At 51.1% G+C, this 15,082-nt stretch carries 16 protein-coding genes; 7 read left to right on the forward strand and 9 right to left on the reverse strand.

Annotated features, from left to right (window positions below):
• Positions 1 to 42 precede the first annotated feature (42 nt).
• From BUE76_RS20575 to BUE76_RS20590, 4 genes are all read right to left on the reverse strand, one after another.
• Entirely contained in the window at positions 43 to 252 is a 210-nt protein-coding gene (locus tag BUE76_RS20575; protein WP_073044369.1) for a hypothetical protein, read from the reverse strand.
• A gap of 67 nt (positions 253 to 319) precedes the next feature.
• Positions 320 to 2,740, reverse strand: a complete 2,421-nt coding sequence (locus BUE76_RS20580; protein WP_073044368.1) for a heavy metal translocating P-type ATPase — start codon at positions 2,738 to 2,740, stop codon at positions 320 to 322.
• Positions 2,741 to 2,860: 120 nt separating this feature from the next.
• The gene (locus BUE76_RS20585) at positions 2,861 to 3,460 is read right to left on the reverse strand and encodes a helix-turn-helix domain-containing protein (protein WP_073044366.1); all 600 of its coding nucleotides are present in this window, start codon (positions 3,458 to 3,460) and stop codon (positions 2,861 to 2,863) included.
• Positions 3,461 to 3,720: 260 nt separating this feature from the next.
• A complete protein-coding gene (locus BUE76_RS20590) occupies positions 3,721 to 4,092 on the reverse strand; it encodes a co-chaperone GroES (RefSeq protein ID WP_073044364.1) in 372 nt (123 codons plus the stop codon).
• A gap of 142 nt (positions 4,093 to 4,234) precedes the next feature.
• Between BUE76_RS20590 and BUE76_RS20595 the strand changes: the two genes are divergently transcribed.
• Positions 4,235 to 4,930: a response regulator transcription factor gene (locus BUE76_RS20595; protein WP_073044362.1), complete on the forward strand. Its 696-nt coding sequence runs from the start codon at positions 4,235 to 4,237 to the stop codon at positions 4,928 to 4,930.
• Positions 4,931 to 5,109: 179 nt separating this feature from the next.
• Here BUE76_RS20595 and ruvB read toward each other — a convergent pair whose 3' ends face one another.
• Positions 5,110 to 6,150, reverse strand: coding sequence for a Holliday junction branch migration DNA helicase RuvB (gene ruvB / locus BUE76_RS20600; RefSeq protein ID WP_073044360.1), 1,041 nt, complete (start codon positions 6,148 to 6,150; stop codon positions 5,110 to 5,112).
• 213 nt (positions 6,151 to 6,363) lie between these two features.
• Between ruvB and BUE76_RS20605 the strand changes: the two genes are divergently transcribed.
• The 5 genes from BUE76_RS20605 to BUE76_RS20625 all read left to right on the forward strand — a co-directional run bounded on the left by BUE76_RS20605 (position 6,364) and on the right by BUE76_RS20625 (position 10,313).
• A complete protein-coding gene (locus tag BUE76_RS20605; protein WP_073044358.1) occupies positions 6,364 to 6,786 on the forward strand; it encodes a MarR family winged helix-turn-helix transcriptional regulator in 423 nt (140 codons plus the stop codon).
• Between the two features lie 47 nt (positions 6,787 to 6,833).
• A complete protein-coding gene (locus BUE76_RS20610) occupies positions 6,834 to 7,724 on the forward strand; it encodes an NAD(P)H-binding protein (RefSeq protein WP_073044356.1) in 891 nt (296 codons plus the stop codon).
• Between the two features lie 144 nt (positions 7,725 to 7,868).
• The gene (locus tag BUE76_RS20615; RefSeq protein ID WP_073044354.1) at positions 7,869 to 8,636 is read left to right on the forward strand and encodes a prolipoprotein diacylglyceryl transferase; all 768 of its coding nucleotides are present in this window, start codon (positions 7,869 to 7,871) and stop codon (positions 8,634 to 8,636) included.
• On the forward strand, positions 8,623 to 10,035 hold the full coding sequence (locus tag BUE76_RS20620) for a radical SAM protein (RefSeq protein WP_073044352.1): 1,413 nt from the start codon (positions 8,623 to 8,625) through the stop codon (positions 10,033 to 10,035). Before BUE76_RS20615 ends, BUE76_RS20620 begins: the two co-directional genes overlap by 14 nt.
• On the forward strand, positions 10,032 to 10,313 hold the full coding sequence (locus BUE76_RS20625; protein ID WP_073044350.1) for a hypothetical protein: 282 nt from the start codon (positions 10,032 to 10,034) through the stop codon (positions 10,311 to 10,313). The genes BUE76_RS20620 and BUE76_RS20625 overlap by 4 nt, the downstream gene beginning before the upstream one ends.
• 108 nt (positions 10,314 to 10,421) lie before the next feature.
• On the opposite strand, the gene BUE76_RS20630 is transcribed toward BUE76_RS20625, so the two are convergent.
• A complete protein-coding gene (locus BUE76_RS20630) occupies positions 10,422 to 11,126 on the reverse strand; it encodes a peptidoglycan DD-metalloendopeptidase family protein (protein ID WP_073044348.1) in 705 nt (234 codons plus the stop codon).
• 143 nt (positions 11,127 to 11,269) lie between these two features.
• Complete coding sequence (locus tag BUE76_RS20635; RefSeq protein ID WP_073044347.1) at positions 11,270 to 12,094, reverse strand: peptidoglycan DD-metalloendopeptidase family protein; 825 nt, start codon at positions 12,092 to 12,094, stop codon at positions 11,270 to 11,272.
• 269 nt (positions 12,095 to 12,363) lie between these two features.
• Between BUE76_RS20635 and BUE76_RS20640 the strand changes: the two genes are divergently transcribed.
• Positions 12,364 to 13,386, forward strand: coding sequence for a hypothetical protein (locus tag BUE76_RS20640; RefSeq protein ID WP_143157333.1), 1,023 nt, complete (start codon positions 12,364 to 12,366; stop codon positions 13,384 to 13,386).
• Positions 13,387 to 13,612: 226 nt separating this feature from the next.
• On the opposite strand, the gene BUE76_RS20645 is transcribed toward BUE76_RS20640, so the two are convergent.
• On the reverse strand, positions 13,613 to 14,458 hold the full coding sequence (locus BUE76_RS20645; RefSeq protein WP_073044343.1) for an endonuclease/exonuclease/phosphatase family protein: 846 nt from the start codon (positions 14,456 to 14,458) through the stop codon (positions 13,613 to 13,615).
• Between the two features lie 87 nt (positions 14,459 to 14,545).
• Positions 14,546 to 15,013: a hypothetical protein gene (locus BUE76_RS20650; protein ID WP_073044341.1), complete on the reverse strand. Its 468-nt coding sequence runs from the start codon at positions 15,011 to 15,013 to the stop codon at positions 14,546 to 14,548.
• Positions 15,014 to 15,082: the final 69 nt, after the last annotated feature.

Below are 15,082 nucleotides of genomic sequence, written 5' to 3' on the forward strand. Positions count from 1 at the left end.
CTGCCTGGGAAAAGTGCGCAGCAATCAGGCCAATCGTTTGGTTTACCTGGGTTGTGCGTTAAAGCCGGCCCTACCAACCAGTGACTGGATATCGGAAGTGTTCAGCTCTTCCGTTTCAATCGTCAGTGTCTTCTGCGGCTCCCCGGTGGCCACATGCCATTTTTGAATCCGGGACTCTTTGTCCAGCAAAGGCTTTACAGCAGCCACACAGCAGTTACAGTTGATGTTAGTAGTGAATTGAAGGGTTTTCATGTTGTTGGTTATAATGATAGATAAAGGAGGGAGGCTAAACCTCGGAGGTCTTAAAAACCTCCGAGGTTTAGCGCCATTTCAGCCTTAGGCTGTTGGCTACTACAGAAACCGAACTCAAAGCCATGGCGGCACCCGCAAGCATGGGATTGAGCAGGAACCCATTCACCGGGTATAATACACCTGCAGCCAACGGTATTCCAATGATGTTGTAGATAAAGGCCCAGAACAGGTTTTGCCTAATGGTGCTTACTGTTTTGCGCGAAAGCCTGATGGCCTTTGGAATATGCGCCAGGTCGGAAGAGATGAGCGTCATGCCCGCAACATCCATGGCGATATCGGTGCCCTGCCCCATGGCAATACTCACATCGGCCTGCGCCAGCGCATGACTGTCGTTGATGCCATCACCTACCATGGCTACTACCCTGCCGTTTTGCTGCAATGCTTGAACAAAGGCTGCTTTATCAGCTGGCTTCACTTCGGCCCGGAAATTCCGGATGCCTGTGCTGCGCGCTACGGCTGCGGCAGTCTCCTGGTTGTCGCCGGTGAGCATATACACTTCCACGCCCATGGCCTGCAATTGTGCTACAGCTGCAGTCGAAGAAGGCTTTACGGCATCGGCAAGGGCAATGGCAGCCAGGGCTTCCTTTTCATCAGCCAGCCAGATCACCGTTTGGGCGTCCTTTAGCCATTGGGCTGCCTGTGCTTCCATAGCGGTGCCGGCGATGATGCCTTTTTCTGCCAGCAGTTTTGGACTGCCTAAAAAGTAAGACCTGTCCTGGTAGGTTACCGAAACACCTGCGCCGGTGATGCTTTCAAAACTTTGCGGCGTTATAGGTGCGATTCCTTTTTCTTTACAATAACGCACTACTGCTTCTGCCAGCGGATGTTCGCTTTGCGCCTCGATGCCATGGAGCAGTGCGGAAAGCATTGCCTGGTCGGCACCGGCCTTCCAGATGATATCGCGGACGGCAGGCCGTCCTTCGGTGATGGTGCCTGTTTTATCCAGGATCAGGGCATTGATGTGGTGTGCCTTTTCCAGGCTTTCCGCATCTTTAATCAGGATTCCATTTTCGGCACCGCGGCCCACCCCTACCATGATGGCCGTAGGTGTTGCTAACCCCAAAGCACAGGGACAGGCAATGACCAAGACCGTTACCATGGCCAGTAAACCCTTTGTAACGCCATTGTCGCCCCCCAACGCCACCCATGCTACAAATGTGAGCAGGGCAATGGCTATCACCACCGGCACAAAGATGCCCGCAATCTTATCAACCAGTTTTTGTACCGGCGCCTTGCTGCCCTGGGCCTGTTGCACGGCCTGTATGATGTGGGCCAGCACCGTATCGCCGCCCACCTTCTCGGCACGAAACTGAAAACTGCCCTTCTGGTTGATGGTACCGGCAAAAACTGCAGCCCCTTTTGTTTTGGGCACGGCAATGGGTTCGCCTGAAATCATGCTCTCATCTACGTAAGAATTGCCTTCCGTTACAAGGCCGTCAACAGGCACCTTTTCGCCGGGTTTTACCACCAGGATGTTACCAACGGCAACCTGTCCGATGGGCAGTTCGGCTGTGGCACCATCGGCATGCACAATGGTTACCGTTTTGGGTTGGAGCCCCATCAGCTTTTTGATGGCCGAAGAGGTACTGGCCTTTGCCCTTTCCTCCAGCAACTTGCCCAGCAGGATAAAAGCAATTACTACCGCAGCGGCTTCAAAGTATACATGTGGGTGCAAGCCACGGCTATGCCAGAACTGCGGGTTGAGCGTATTGAACACGCTAAACACATAGGCGATGCCGGTGCTCAGCGCCACCAGTGTATCCATGTTGGCGCTTCGGTGTTTTGCCTGTTTCCAGGCGTTTACAAAAAACTGTTTTCCAAACACCAGCACCACAGGTGTGGCCAGGGCCCACATGATGTAGTTGGCAAAAGGCATGTTCATATAAAACATCCCGATCACGACCAGCGGCATGGAAAAAAGCAGGGACAGCAAGGTTTTTCGCCGCAGGGAACGATAGTGTTCCTGCTGGATGGCTGCTACAGAACTGGCAGCGGCTTCGGCATCAGCAATAATCAGGTCGTACCCGATTGCCTGAATGGATTGTTTGAAATGGGCAGGATCGGCCTGGCCGGGAATGTATTCTACCGAGGCTGTGGCATTGGCAAAGTTTACCGAAGCGCCCACCACGCCGGGCTCATTGTTGAGCGTGCTTTCCACGCTTACGGCACAGGAGGCACAGCTGAGACCTGTAACCGGAAAGGACTGTTTTATGGTGGTTACATCATAACCCAGGCTGCGGATGGCGGCAACAGCTTCGCTTACGGTTCCTGGTTCATTGGTCTCAATAAAAGCCTGGCTATTATTCAGCTCCACATGGTGTGCCTTGATGCCCGGCACTTTGTCCAGGCCTTTGTCCACAATCAGGGCACAATGCTCGCTATGTACGCCTTCCAATGGCAGCGCTACCCGATCTTTTGTTGTGTTCATCGTATGATCGTTTTGTTAGCACAAAGGTCCAAACCCCTGTGGCAGCCATGTTATAGCATTCTGTGTAAGTATTACATGATTTTGCTTTGGCCGACTTACGATGAACAGGTATAGGTGAAGCTAAAAGTTTGGAAGGTTACCGGAGGGATCGGTTAGGTTATCCAATGGTTTGCGGGGCTTGTGCTGCAGTGCCTTGAATTGGGAAGGTGTAAGACCGGTAGTCTTTTTAAACTGGGCTGACAGGTGTGCCGTGCTGCTATAGCCCATGTCGAAAGCAATCTGGCCCAGGGAGCGCTCATCGTACACCAGCAGTTCTTTAACACGTTCTATTTTTTGCAGGATGCTGAATTGTTCAATGGTAATGCCTTCCACCTCGGCGAAAAGGCGGCTCAGGTAAGGATAGTCGTAGTGCAGGGAAGAGGCAATGAGCTCGCTTAATTTATGACGGGAGGGCTCGCTGGTATGGTGCACCTGTTGGATGACGATGTTCTTGATGCTTTCTATCAGGCGGCTTTTGCGGTCATCGATTAATTCAAACCCAACCGCCTGCAAGGCTTCCGATACCGATTGGCGCTGGGCCTGGCTCAGCTGGTCACCGGCAAGGCGCACCGTACCCAGCTCCACAACCATTGGTTGCAGGTCCAGCTTTTCCAGCTCGGCCTGAACTACCATTTTGCAACGGTGGCAAACCATATTCTTGATGTGCAGGGTGAAGGGCATGAACCGGTGACTTATAAAATTTTAAAAGAAATAATATAGGACTGGTACCTGCAGGACTTTTTAAAATGAACAAGCAAAGGTTTATACCGGTGGATCAATACTTAAAAGCCGATTGGTTTTAAAAAAAAGAGCACAGCTCAACAGCATTGTTCCCGCCTGCAAAACCTAAATGTTACGCCCTGCCCACTAAGGCAAACCACATCCATATTCAGGTACAAACTAATCCTATTTATCATTTACCAAAACCTGCAAATCATCCGTTACAGGTCTTCCTCTCTTTCCAACATCAGGATGGCGCTTTGTGGTACAATGAAGAGCTTTTCGCCTTCGTACTGGATCTCTGTGGCGCCACTTACCAGATAGATAGCGATGTCGCCTTCACGTGCCTGCAGGGGCAGGTATTTCACCTGGTCTTCGGCGGCTTTCCAGGGTTCATCCTCCAGGGGCGAGGGTATAGCGTAACCCGGCCCGGTTTTTATTATGGTACCCTGCTGTACGCGTTCCTTCTCGCCTACGCCGGGTGGCAGAAACAATCCACTGTCGGTACGGTCGCTGGCACGGGAGGGGCGCACCAATACGCGGTCGCCAATGATGATGAGTTTCTTGAGCTTATTATCGGGAGTGATCAGCATAACAAATTTTTAACGGGAAAGGATAAGCGCTGCCATGGCGGCTGCGGCGCAAAATTAAGCTAAAGCCGCTGGAAAGAGATTTGTGGAGGTTCCCTGTGTTGAACCAAAACCATTATTTTTAAGCTACTTTAAACCAATCGTTATGGACGGAAAGAAACCCAAGATCCTTTTGTGCGAAGATGATACCAACCTTGGCTCTGTACTGAAGAATTACCTGGAACTAAACGATTACGATGTTACCCTGGAACGCGACGGCCGCCTGGGCCTGGCAGCTTTTCAAAGGGAAAAATTCGACCTCTGCCTGCTGGATGTGATGATGCCCAATATGGACGGCTTTACCCTGGCCGAAGAGATCCGTGATGTGGATCCCGATATTCCCCTGTTCTTCCTCAGCGCCAAAACCATGAAGGAAGACATCATCCAGGGTTACAAGCTGGGTGCCGACGACTATATCACCAAGCCCTTCGACTCCGAAGTGCTGTTGCATAAAATCAAAGCCATCCTTAAACGTAACGAAGAGCTGAACAAGGAAAGTGAGAACCGCGAGTTCGACCTGGCCTCCTATCATTTCAACCCTAAGTTGCGCCAGTTGTCGCACGATGGCAAGACCCAGACCCTTTCGCCCAAGGAAAACGAGCTGCTGAAAATGCTGGCCGAGCACCTCAACGACCTGCTGCCCCGCGAGCAGGCCCTGAAGAAAATCTGGGGTTCAGATACCTACTTCAATGGCCGCTCCATGGACGTGTACATCGCCAAGCTGCGCAAATACCTGAAAGACGATCCCAAGATCGAGATCGTGAATATTCATGGTAATGGGTTTAGGCTGGTGGTGCAGTAATACCCTGTCCGCACCCCCTGTCCCCCTGAAGGGGGAACTTAGGTCATACAACCCTATCAACAACAACGCCCCTCTTCTTTGAGGGGCATTGTTGTTTTATGAAATCATAACCTAAAAGAAGTACCAATAGATGCGGACACTCCGGCCTAAGTTCCCCCTTTAGGGGGACAGGGGGTGTTTTAGGTCAACCCAAACAGCGTCCCCGTCATTCCATGCATCGGGGGTGTTTTACCCAAGTGCGCATAGGCTTTCTCTGTAACTTCGCGGCCACGCGGCGTACGTTTGATAAAACCTTCCTGGATCAGGAATGGCTCATATACTTCTTCCAAAGTACCGGGCTCCTCACCTACCGAAGTGGCGATGGTAGTAATACCCACGGGACCGCCTTTGAACTTCTCAATGATGGCAGACAAAATGCGGTTATCCATTTCATCCAAACCATGTTCGTCAACATTCAGGGCTTTCAGCGAATGCTGCGTGATGCCCAGGTCAATTTGGCCGTCGTTGAGCACTTGTGCAAAGTCGCGCACCCGGCGCAAGAGGCCGTTGGCAATACGGGGTGTACCACGGCTGCGCCGGGCGATTTCGCCGGCAGCTTCGGTTGTGATGGGCACCTTGAGGATTTCGGCAGAGCGCAGCATGATGCGCTTCAAGGTTTCCGCATTGTAATACTCCAGGCGGCTCTTGATGGCAAAACGCGACAGGAGTGGCGCTGTCAGCAAACCGCTACGGGTAGTGGCGCCTACCAGCGTAAAAGGATTGAGGTTGATCTGGATGCTTCGGGCAGAAGGACCGCTGTCGATCATGATATCGATCCGGTAGTCTTCCATGGCCGAATAGAGGTACTCTTCTACCACCGTACTCAGACGGTGAATTTCATCAATGAACAATACATCACGCGGACCCAGGCTGGTAAGCAGGCCTGCCAGGTCGCCGGGCTTTTCAATTACGGGCCCGGAAGTTTCCTTGATGCTTACACCCAGTTCGTTGGCCACAATCCGCGACAGGGTGGTTTTACCCAGTCCGGGAGGGCCATGAAACAACACGTGGTCGAGCGCCTCGCCCCGCAGCTTGGCGGCACGGATAAAAATGACCAGGTTTTCGATGAGCTGGGCCTGCCCTGTAAACTCGTCGATGCCCGCAGGCCTGATATTATTTTCAAACTCCTTGTCGGCGGAAGTCATTGTGTCCTTCCCGGAGTTGAGGTTTGGATTTGCCATCGCTTGCAAGTTACAATTGTGCTTTTTACCGTTGCAAAAAGCTGGTTAATCGCTTCAAAACGAAGTGCGTGAAGGTAGGCTTTTTCCTAAAATTTTTAGCAGGAAAACTGTTAACAAAATGCATGAAAGGAAGAATAAACAAGCAACAATATTCCGATTCCTGAAAATTATATTTGCATATACAAACAAAACTCTTTTATCTTTGTTCCAGGTATGAAAACATCAGGCAGCAGGTTTGGCAAATGTTTGTACTTCACCAGCAATGCGCTGGCCCGGAAGGTGGAGAAACTGGCGCAGGAATGCTGGAAGCCTTTGGGGCTTTCACCCAGCCATGCCTACCTATTGATGGCCGTACTCGAAGAACCTGGCCTGCAACCCACCCAGCTTGCCGGCGAACTGCAGTTACAACCCAGCACCATAACACGTTTGATAGAAAAACTGGAAGAACAAAAGCTGGTACAGCGCACCACCGAAGGCAAGCTCACCAATGTGTATCCGACCCCTAAGGCAAAACAGCTGTTTCCCAAAATGCAGGCCTGCCAGCAGGATTTTTATACCCGCTACGTTGCTATTGTTGGCCAGGACATCAGCACCCAGTTGGTACAGGACATGAGCCAGGTGGCAGACAAACTCTAATTTTTTTACTCATTCATTTGTATATACAAACATTAAAACCACAAACCATGAAGTACGTAATCACCGGTGGCGCGGGCCACATCTCCAAACCGCTTGTTGAACGCCTGCTTGCCGAAGGCAAAGACGTAACCGTTATTGGCCGCAACGCCGAAAACCTGAAGCCCCTAACCTACAAAGGCGCCAAGGCTGCCATCGGCTCGGTAGATGATGCCGCATTTTTGAAAGAGGCATTTGCCGGCGCCGATGCCGTATACACCATGGTGCCGCCCAACTTTGCCGCACAGGACTGGAAAGGCTACATCGCACAGGTAGGCCACAACTATGCCGAGGCCATCAAAGCGGGCGGTGTACAATATGTGGTAAACCTAAGCTCAATTGGCGCCCACCGTCCCGATGGCTGCGGTCCTGTGAGCGGGCTGTACCGGGTGGAGCAGGAACTGAATACGCTTGAAGGTGTGCAGGTACGGCACCTGCGTCCCGGCTTTTTCTACCAGAACTTTTTTGCCAATATCGACATGATCAAACACCTAAACTTTATTGGCGGCAATTATGGCGACAACAGCACCGTTATGACCCTGGCTCATACCGATGATATCGCCGCAGCGGCAGCCGAAGAACTGCTGGCACTCAATTTTACCGGCAAGACCGTTTGCTACATCGTATCGGACGAGCGCTCCACAGGCGAGATCGCACAAACACTAGGCAAGGCCATCGGCAACCCCGAGCTCCCCTGGGTAAGCTTTTCCGACGAACAAAACCTGCAGGGCATGCAACAGGCCGGTCTGCCCAATGAAATTGCCAGCAACTATACCGAGATGGGTGCGTCCATCCGTACCGGCATCATGGCGGAAGACTATTTGCAAAACAAACCCGCAACACTGGCGCCCACTAAACTGGAAATCTTTGCCGGACAGTTTGCACAGGCATACGGAGGTTAAATAATTTTAAAGTTCACTGAAAGCAGCAGGCTCCCTCCTGCTGCTTTTTTGTGTACTTATAACAGAGGCAAAACCATTTGCAGCGACCCGGTTTCAAAAACAGGAACCTTTTGTTACCTTGATGCCATACCACCATCCGCTGCCATGTCTTTTCCTTTTTCGGTACACATAGGATCGCTTCAATTGCCGCTGCATGGCATTTTTGAATTGCTGGCCTATTCAGGAGGTTTCCGCTACTACCTATACCTGCGCAACAAGCAGGGCGATGTGTTTGACACCCAGACCCGGATGGTGTTGCTTGCTGCCGCCATCTTCGGTGCACTGGCAGGTTCAAGAATCATCGGCATACTGGAAAGACCCGGCGAATGGCAAGAGGTAAGTAATTTCTGGATTTACCTGTTTAGCAATAAAACCATTTTAGGCGGGCTGTTGGGCGGACTAGCCGGTGTAGAGTTGGTGAAATGGAGGCTGCACGAGCAGCGTTCGTCCGGCGACCTGCTGGTGTACCCTTTGCTACTGGGCATGATCATCGGCAGGATCGGTTGTTTTACCATGGGTGTGTACGAGCCTGCTTATGGTTTACTCACCAACACTATTTGGGGCATGAACCTGGGCGATGGCATCAACAGGCACCCGGTCACCCTTTATGAAATATTTTTCCTGCTTATGCTTTGGGGTGCATTGCAACAAACACAAAAGCGCTTGCCGCTTGCACCAGGTGCGCTGTTTAAACTCTTCATGATCGCATACCTGTTCTTTCGGTTCTTCATTGAATATTTCAAACCTCATTATCCCTATCCTTATGTCGGCCTGTCGGCTATACAGTTAACCGCGATTATGGGATTGGTTTATTACCTGCCCTATTTATATCACCCGCGCAAACTACTCCTTCCTGCTTATGCCCGAACGTAACTATACCTACTACGATTTTACTGTTTCGCTTTGCCCGCACTGCCTCAAGCGCATCGATGCCAAGATCGTGTTTGAAGATGGATGTGTATTTCAAATGAAGCGCTGCCCCGAACATGGGTTTATGAAAGTGTTGCTGGCAAACGATATTGCTTATTATAAAAACATCCGCAACTACAACAAGCCTTCCGAAATGCCTTTGCGGTTTAACACGCAAACACATTATGGCTGCCCTTACGATTGCGGCCTTTGCACCGATCATGAGCAGCATGGCTGCCTGAGCATTGTGGAAATTACCGACCGCTGCAACCTCTCTTGTCCTACCTGCTATGCCGAAAGCAGCCCGCACCATGGCCGCCACCGTACAGTGGCCGAAGTGGAGGCAATGCTCGATGCCATTGTTGCCAACGAAGGCGAGCCCGACGTGGTGCAGATCAGTGGCGGCGAGCCCACCGTGCATCCCGATTTCTGGGAGATCATGCACATAGCCCGGCGCAAACCCATCAAGCACCTGATGCTGAACACCAATGGTATCCGCATTGCCAAAGACTTCCGTTTTGCAGAAAAGCTGGCGGCACTGATGCCCGATTTTGAAGTATACCTGCAGTTCGATTCGTTTAAGCCAGATGCGCTCCGCGCCCTGCGCGGCGAAGATCTGACCGCCACCAGGATGAAGGCACTGGAACACCTCAACCAACTCAATGTATCCACTACCCTGGTGGTTACTTTACAGAAAGGTTTAAACGATGACGAGATCGGGCAAATCATCGAGTTTGCCCTGCAACAACGCTGTGTGCGCGGGGTTACTTTTCAACCCACACAGGCCGCTGGCAGAACAGACAATTTCAATGCAGCCACAGATAGGATAACGCTCACCGAAGTGCGGCAAAAGATACTGGAGCAGGCGCCCCTGTTTCAGCCTTCCGACATCATCCCGGTGCCGTGCAATCCCGATGCATTGGCCATGGGCTATGCACTGAAACTAAACAACCAGGTAGTACCGCTCACCCGTTATGTAGATCCGGCACACCTGCTCAACAACAGCCGCAACACCATTGTGTACGAACAGGATAAAGACCTGCACCAGCAGATGCTCGGCATCTTCAGTACGGGCATTTCGGTGGCCCGGGTGGAAGCCAACATCAACCAGCTATTGTGTTGCCTGCCGCAGGTGCATGCACCGGGGCTTACCTACAACAACCTGTTCCGCATCATCATCATGCGCTTTATGGATGCCTGGGATTTTGATGTACGGGCCGTGAAGAAAAGCTGCGTACACATCGTGCACAAAGACGGCAGGCTGATCCCGTTTGAAACCATGAACCTGTTTTACCGCGACGAAAAAGAACAGTACCTGCATGCCCTCAGGGGCAACACCACCGTTAAAAATGTATACCAATGAACCGTTGGAAAAACCCGCTCCGGATGAATGGTGCTATCCTTGCAGGTATTGCATTTCTTTTCCTGATACCGGGCAATGTAAATGGCACCGACTTACTATTTCTATTGGGCACCATGATGCTCTTGCTGGCACCTGTGAACCTGGTAGTGGGCATGGTGCGCAACCGCAACAAAAGACCCGATGGGATGGCATTTATAATCAGTGCAGGCCTTTTGCTTTTACTTGGATTTGGCACCTGCGGTATTGGCTTTTCTTCGGGCAATTTCAACTTTCATTAATTGGGAACTGCTTCAGTACAACAATGCTTTAAAAGCAAAGGCAAAAGTGAAAAACCAAAATCGGCTGTCCGGTTCAGGTACCCCATTTGACTTTTGACTTAATACCAACTATAGGTACTGGTTCATGTTCAGGATCATGTCGGGATCGATACAGTTTTCCAGCCATTTATCGCGTTCCGAAAAAGCACACACCCCGGGATAATCGCCTTTCCAGCCCTGCATATCTGCCATTACCTGGAAGTGGAGATGAGGCGGCCACCAGCCATTGTCCTGCGGAATGCCAAACTCGGCAAACACATCTCCAGCCGCAATACGCTGCCCTTCAAACATATTCTTGATCGAGCCCAGCGAAAGGTGCCCATACAGGGTGAAAAAACTTTGCCTATCCAGCTGGTGCGACAGGATGATCACCGCACCATAATCGCCCAGGGTGGGATGCAAACCGAAAGAATGCACGAACCCATCCAGCGGCGCCATCACCGCCGTGTGCGGCTTGCCCCAGATATCCGTGCCCAGGTGCAGTCGTCGGGGTTCCGTTCCGCTTGCGTTATCGAAAACCGTACTTCGGCTGTAAATAGTGCGGTGCTCGTTGTAACCGCCAATGCCATAGCGGGCGCCTGCTTCAGACAACCGCCTGTTTATATAGGCTGAAAACAGCGCGTTATCATTCAAAATTTCATCGGTGAGGGCCAGGTTGGCAGCCGTGAAATCAAGCGGCAGTAGCTGATCGCTACCAGGGTTGAAGGGTACGACAGGTGCAAACTGACCTTTGTGGCTTTTCAGGGCTGCTAATAGTGGAGCGACGTGTTCCATAGGGAGCTTTTGATACAGGATCAAAAATAAGTGCCCAGGTTTATCATACAGCAGTTAATACAAAGGCCGCTGCAGGTTTGCAACGGCCTTTGAAATATTTAGATCTCACTTTGTAAAATAACGCCTGTTGGTGTACAGTTTTATTATGCAGCCACAGAGCGCACTACAGAACCGGACATATTGAGCATCAGTTCGGGGTCGGGTGAATTGGCCATCCATGCATCCCGTTCGTCAAAAGCACAAACACCGGGATAATCGCCATGCCAGCCAGCCATATCCTGGATAATTTGGAAATGAAGGTGTGGCGGACAGCCGCCATTGTCGCGGGGCATTCCGAACTCGGCAAACACATCCCCTTGCTCAATGTATTGTCCTTCCCGCAAGTTCATGATGGAGCCATATGACAAATGCCCGTAGAGCGTATAAAATGACATTCCTTCCAGGCGGTGCACCAAGATAATGACCGCACCGTAGTGCCCCGGCTCGTGGTGAAAACCAAAAGAGTGCACAATACCATCAAGGGGTGCCATTACATGGGTATGCAAAGGCCCCCAAATATCAACACCGAGGTGCAGCCGGCGAACGGGTGATTCATGTTCATTTGCAGCGCCAAAAGTCCCGGTGCGTTCTTCCTGTACCAGTACATCGGTTTGGATATAACTATCCGAGTATCCCTGTTTCAAATTGGGCTGTACTGCCTGCAGGTGGCCGGTATTGTACAATTCGGTTCGATCGTAAATAGTACGGTGTTCGCCATAAGGGCTGATGCCATACCGGGCACCTGCCAATTCCAGTTGCTGGTTGATATAGGTGCCAAATGTGGTCGTATTACTGAGCGTCTCTGCCGATATGCCCCTATTATTGGCGGTTAGGTCCAACTGCACCAGCTGATCGCGGGAGGGATTGAAGGGCACCACAGGATGAAAGGCAGCATGATTGCTTAAAACCTGGTTTAATTGCATACTCATTATAACAATTTAGCATACCAATTGCCACGCACCAAAGAAGATGGACAATAAATAATAATTTAATATATAAATTGACAGGAGCTATGGTTTTAAAACACCTACTTACCTGTTGGGTAAAAACCAACAGTTTTCAAACAGCTTTCAACTCCATCCGCTACATGGATGATTTAACCGAACGGTAGCGAAAATTTATTATGAATAATAAACAGCAGCTACCTCCTTAAACATACTAGCAGGCTGCGCTATTCGTTTAGATGCAAATCCACATTTTGCTTTTACGTCTTTTCCTCACGCTTAGTATATTCTTTCCAGTTGCAGGCACCCTGATGGCCCAGCAACTTACCGGCATTTACCGCGGGCAGGTGGGCAAACAAAGGGCAGAAATTAAGTTTATCGTTCAGGGCGATAGCATCTGGGGCACCTCCTATTACCATGGGTTGGGCAGTGGCTACCGCAGGTACAGCATCAAAGGTTACCGCGATCCCTATACCAATGCTATTGTTTGGTGGGACGATCAACTATTGGAAACAAAAGGTGGACTGATGCCCGGCAATCCCGGTAAAATACCACAGGCTTCCGAGGCCGATTTCAACTGCCCGGGTGGCGGTGTGGCCCTGCTGGATGGCAAAAGCAGCCCGGTGGATGAACCTACGGATGCCACAAGCCTGCACCTGCGGCAGGTGAGCCGCACCCAGTTTCCGGACGAATGGGACTGGGTAATTGACAATTTCCGGGTAGGCGCCAATCACCCCTATATTATTGACAGTGTTTCCAAGATAGCTATGGGACCCAAGAGTAGTCCGATCCCGGCGGCTGCGCCGCCTGTTGCCATGGGCCGGCAGCCTAAAAAAGGAATGGTAACCATCCCTCCCCCTCCGTTCCCTAAAGAGGAAATTCCAGCTCCAACGGTTCCAACCAAGGCCGTGCCCATCACCATAGAAGAAAAATTTGTCGCCCGCACACCCAAATGGGTAATGGATATTCCTTTGCGCGGCGACTCCATTGAACTGCGTTTTTACGACAATGCCGAAATCGACGGCGATTCTATTTCCTTGTTTTTAAATAAAGAACTGATCTTCCGGCATGTGCGGCTCACAGCAAAAGCGCACGTGGTAAAACTGGCCGTAAGCAGCCTGCAGCCAAGCAATGAACTGGTGATGGTTGCCGAAAACCTGGGCCGCATACCGCCCAATACTTCTTTTATGGTTGCCCTGGTAGATGACCGGCGCTATGAAGCCAACCTGCAAAGCACGGAAGAAAGCAGTGCGTTGATTAAGCTGGTGAAACCTTAATAAATTTTTCCTAATACACCTGTACACGCTGAATGTTAGCCTTTTCACTTTTACAAGGCATTACAAAATTGCTGGAGGCTTGTCCTGCTGAACTCTTTTCAACATCCCCCTCTTTATCCGGAGTTTATTAGATCAGCAGGAGATGCCGAAACAAGTTCGGCATGACAGACCTAAAAGAACAAGGCCTTCAAACCTATTCGGTTATCATCTCATAGATATGGAAGATCTAAAACACCACCGTTGCAAACACCGGGAAATGATCTGAAGCAAACCGCCCCTGCCAGCTTTGCGACAGCGTAGCATGTTGCAGCACCTCAACCCCGTTGCGGATAAAAATATAATCGATCGGATCGTTGTCGCGCTCTTTAGGGCCAAAGCCGGTAAAAGTACCCGTTGGACCATAGTGCGGCTGGCGTGATAAAGGCTTTGTATCCTTTACCTGGATCAGGGCAGTGGCGTCGGTCAACACCTGTATGGGTTCATCGCTGGGTATGGCATTGAAATCACCGGTTAGCACCACGGGCATGGTACCCGCCATCTGGTGAATACGGTTCAGCAGCAGGCGGGCGCTTTCCCTTCGCGCCTCTTTTCCAATATGATCGAAGTGGGTATTGAAGGCAAAAAACTCTTTATTGTTTACCCGGTCGCGGAAGCGGGCCCAGGTAACAATCCGGGTGATGGCCGCATCCCAGCTTTTGGAGCCCGCCACTTCGGGCGTTTGCGACAGCCAGAAGGTACCCGACTGCAAGGGCTGTAACCGCACCGTGTCGTAAAAAATAGCCGAATACTCACCCGCCTGTTTACCATCATCGCGGCCAACGCCCAGGAATTTATGACGGGGCAGCCGCTGCTGCAAATCTACCATCTGATCGTGCAGCGCCTCCTGCACACCCAGCAGGTGGGTGCCATGGAAAAGAATTTGTGAAGCCACCTTATCCTTCCGGTAAGGCCAGGCATTGAGGCTATCGGCAGGGGTGTTCAGCCGGATGTTGAAGGTCATCACATGGAGGGGCTGCTGGGCACCGGCTGCAGAAAACAGTACAAGTAAAACAAACAAAAAAGCGGTACGCATTCCGTTAGGGGTTAGTCAACGAAAGGTACCGCGGAAATAGTTTCAAAGTGCAAAGCCAAAGGTGCAAGTTTACCAACCCAATCAGGATCAGGCAAACACGGGCACGGCTTCTTCGGGCTTGGGAATTTCGATATAGTTCAGCAGCCTTTCTTCCAGCCAGGCCGCATAGGTTTCAAAATATACAACCACATCTTCCCGCACATTCTTTTTCAACCAGCGGAAACCGCCGGGAAGGCGCTGCAGCACTTCTTTATTATTGAGGTACTCGAGGTGGTGGATATCGGGCGGGGTAAGGCCGATGGCTTCCAACCGCGAAATCAGCATATAGGCAGGCGCATTGGTAACGCCGCAGTATTCTTCGGCAATCTCGGTCCACTCGCCAATACCGGTATGGGCGTGCTTCAAAATTTCTTCCTTACTGAGGTGGGTAACGGTTTGCAACACATGGCCGCAGTTGCACGAACCATGGTGGCCCCAGGCATAATGTGCGCCTTCGCGCAGGTTCTGGGCCGCCTGGCGCAAGGCGCCGATCAGGGTTAAATTGGGATGAGCCATAACATCGAATTGTGGGTGTATAACAGCAAAAGGTGTGCTTTTGTTGTTTCAAATTACGGCCATTCTGTA

It is taken from the genome of Cnuella takakiae (genome assembly GCF_001953305.1).
Classification (GTDB): domain Bacteria; phylum Bacteroidota; class Bacteroidia; order Chitinophagales; family Chitinophagaceae; genus Flavisolibacter; species Flavisolibacter takakiae.

Bases quoted from the DNA above. Each gene is read 5' to 3' on its own strand.
- BUE76_RS20575 (WP_073044369.1), bottom strand. From the start codon at position 252: ATGAAAACCCTTCAATTCACTACTAACATCAACTGTAACTGCTGTGTG.
- BUE76_RS20580 (WP_073044368.1), bottom strand. From the start codon at position 2,740: ATGAACACAACAAAAGATCGGGTAGCGCTGCCATTGGAAGGCGTACAT.
- BUE76_RS20585 (WP_073044366.1), bottom strand. From the start codon at position 3,460: ATGCCCTTCACCCTGCACATCAAGAATATGGTTTGCCACCGTTGCAAA.
- BUE76_RS20590 (WP_073044364.1), bottom strand. From the start codon at position 4,092: ATGCTGATCACTCCCGATAATAAGCTCAAGAAACTCATCATCATTGGC.
- BUE76_RS20595 (WP_073044362.1), top strand. From the start codon at position 4,235: ATGGACGGAAAGAAACCCAAGATCCTTTTGTGCGAAGATGATACCAAC.
- ruvB (WP_073044360.1), bottom strand. From the start codon at position 6,150: ATGGCAAATCCAAACCTCAACTCCGGGAAGGACACAATGACTTCCGCC.
- BUE76_RS20605 (WP_073044358.1), top strand. From the start codon at position 6,364: ATGAAAACATCAGGCAGCAGGTTTGGCAAATGTTTGTACTTCACCAGC.
- BUE76_RS20610 (WP_073044356.1), top strand. From the start codon at position 6,834: ATGAAGTACGTAATCACCGGTGGCGCGGGCCACATCTCCAAACCGCTT.
- BUE76_RS20615 (WP_073044354.1), top strand. From the start codon at position 7,869: ATGTCTTTTCCTTTTTCGGTACACATAGGATCGCTTCAATTGCCGCTG.
- BUE76_RS20620 (WP_073044352.1), top strand. From the start codon at position 8,623: ATGCCCGAACGTAACTATACCTACTACGATTTTACTGTTTCGCTTTGC.
- BUE76_RS20625 (WP_073044350.1), top strand. From the start codon at position 10,032: ATGAACCGTTGGAAAAACCCGCTCCGGATGAATGGTGCTATCCTTGCA.
- BUE76_RS20630 (WP_073044348.1), bottom strand. From the start codon at position 11,126: ATGGAACACGTCGCTCCACTATTAGCAGCCCTGAAAAGCCACAAAGGT.
- BUE76_RS20635 (WP_073044347.1), bottom strand. From the start codon at position 12,094: ATGAGTATGCAATTAAACCAGGTTTTAAGCAATCATGCTGCCTTTCAT.
- BUE76_RS20645 (WP_073044343.1), bottom strand. From the start codon at position 14,458: ATGCGTACCGCTTTTTTGTTTGTTTTACTTGTACTGTTTTCTGCAGCC.
- BUE76_RS20650 (WP_073044341.1), bottom strand. From the start codon at position 15,013: ATGGCTCATCCCAATTTAACCCTGATCGGCGCCTTGCGCCAGGCGGCC.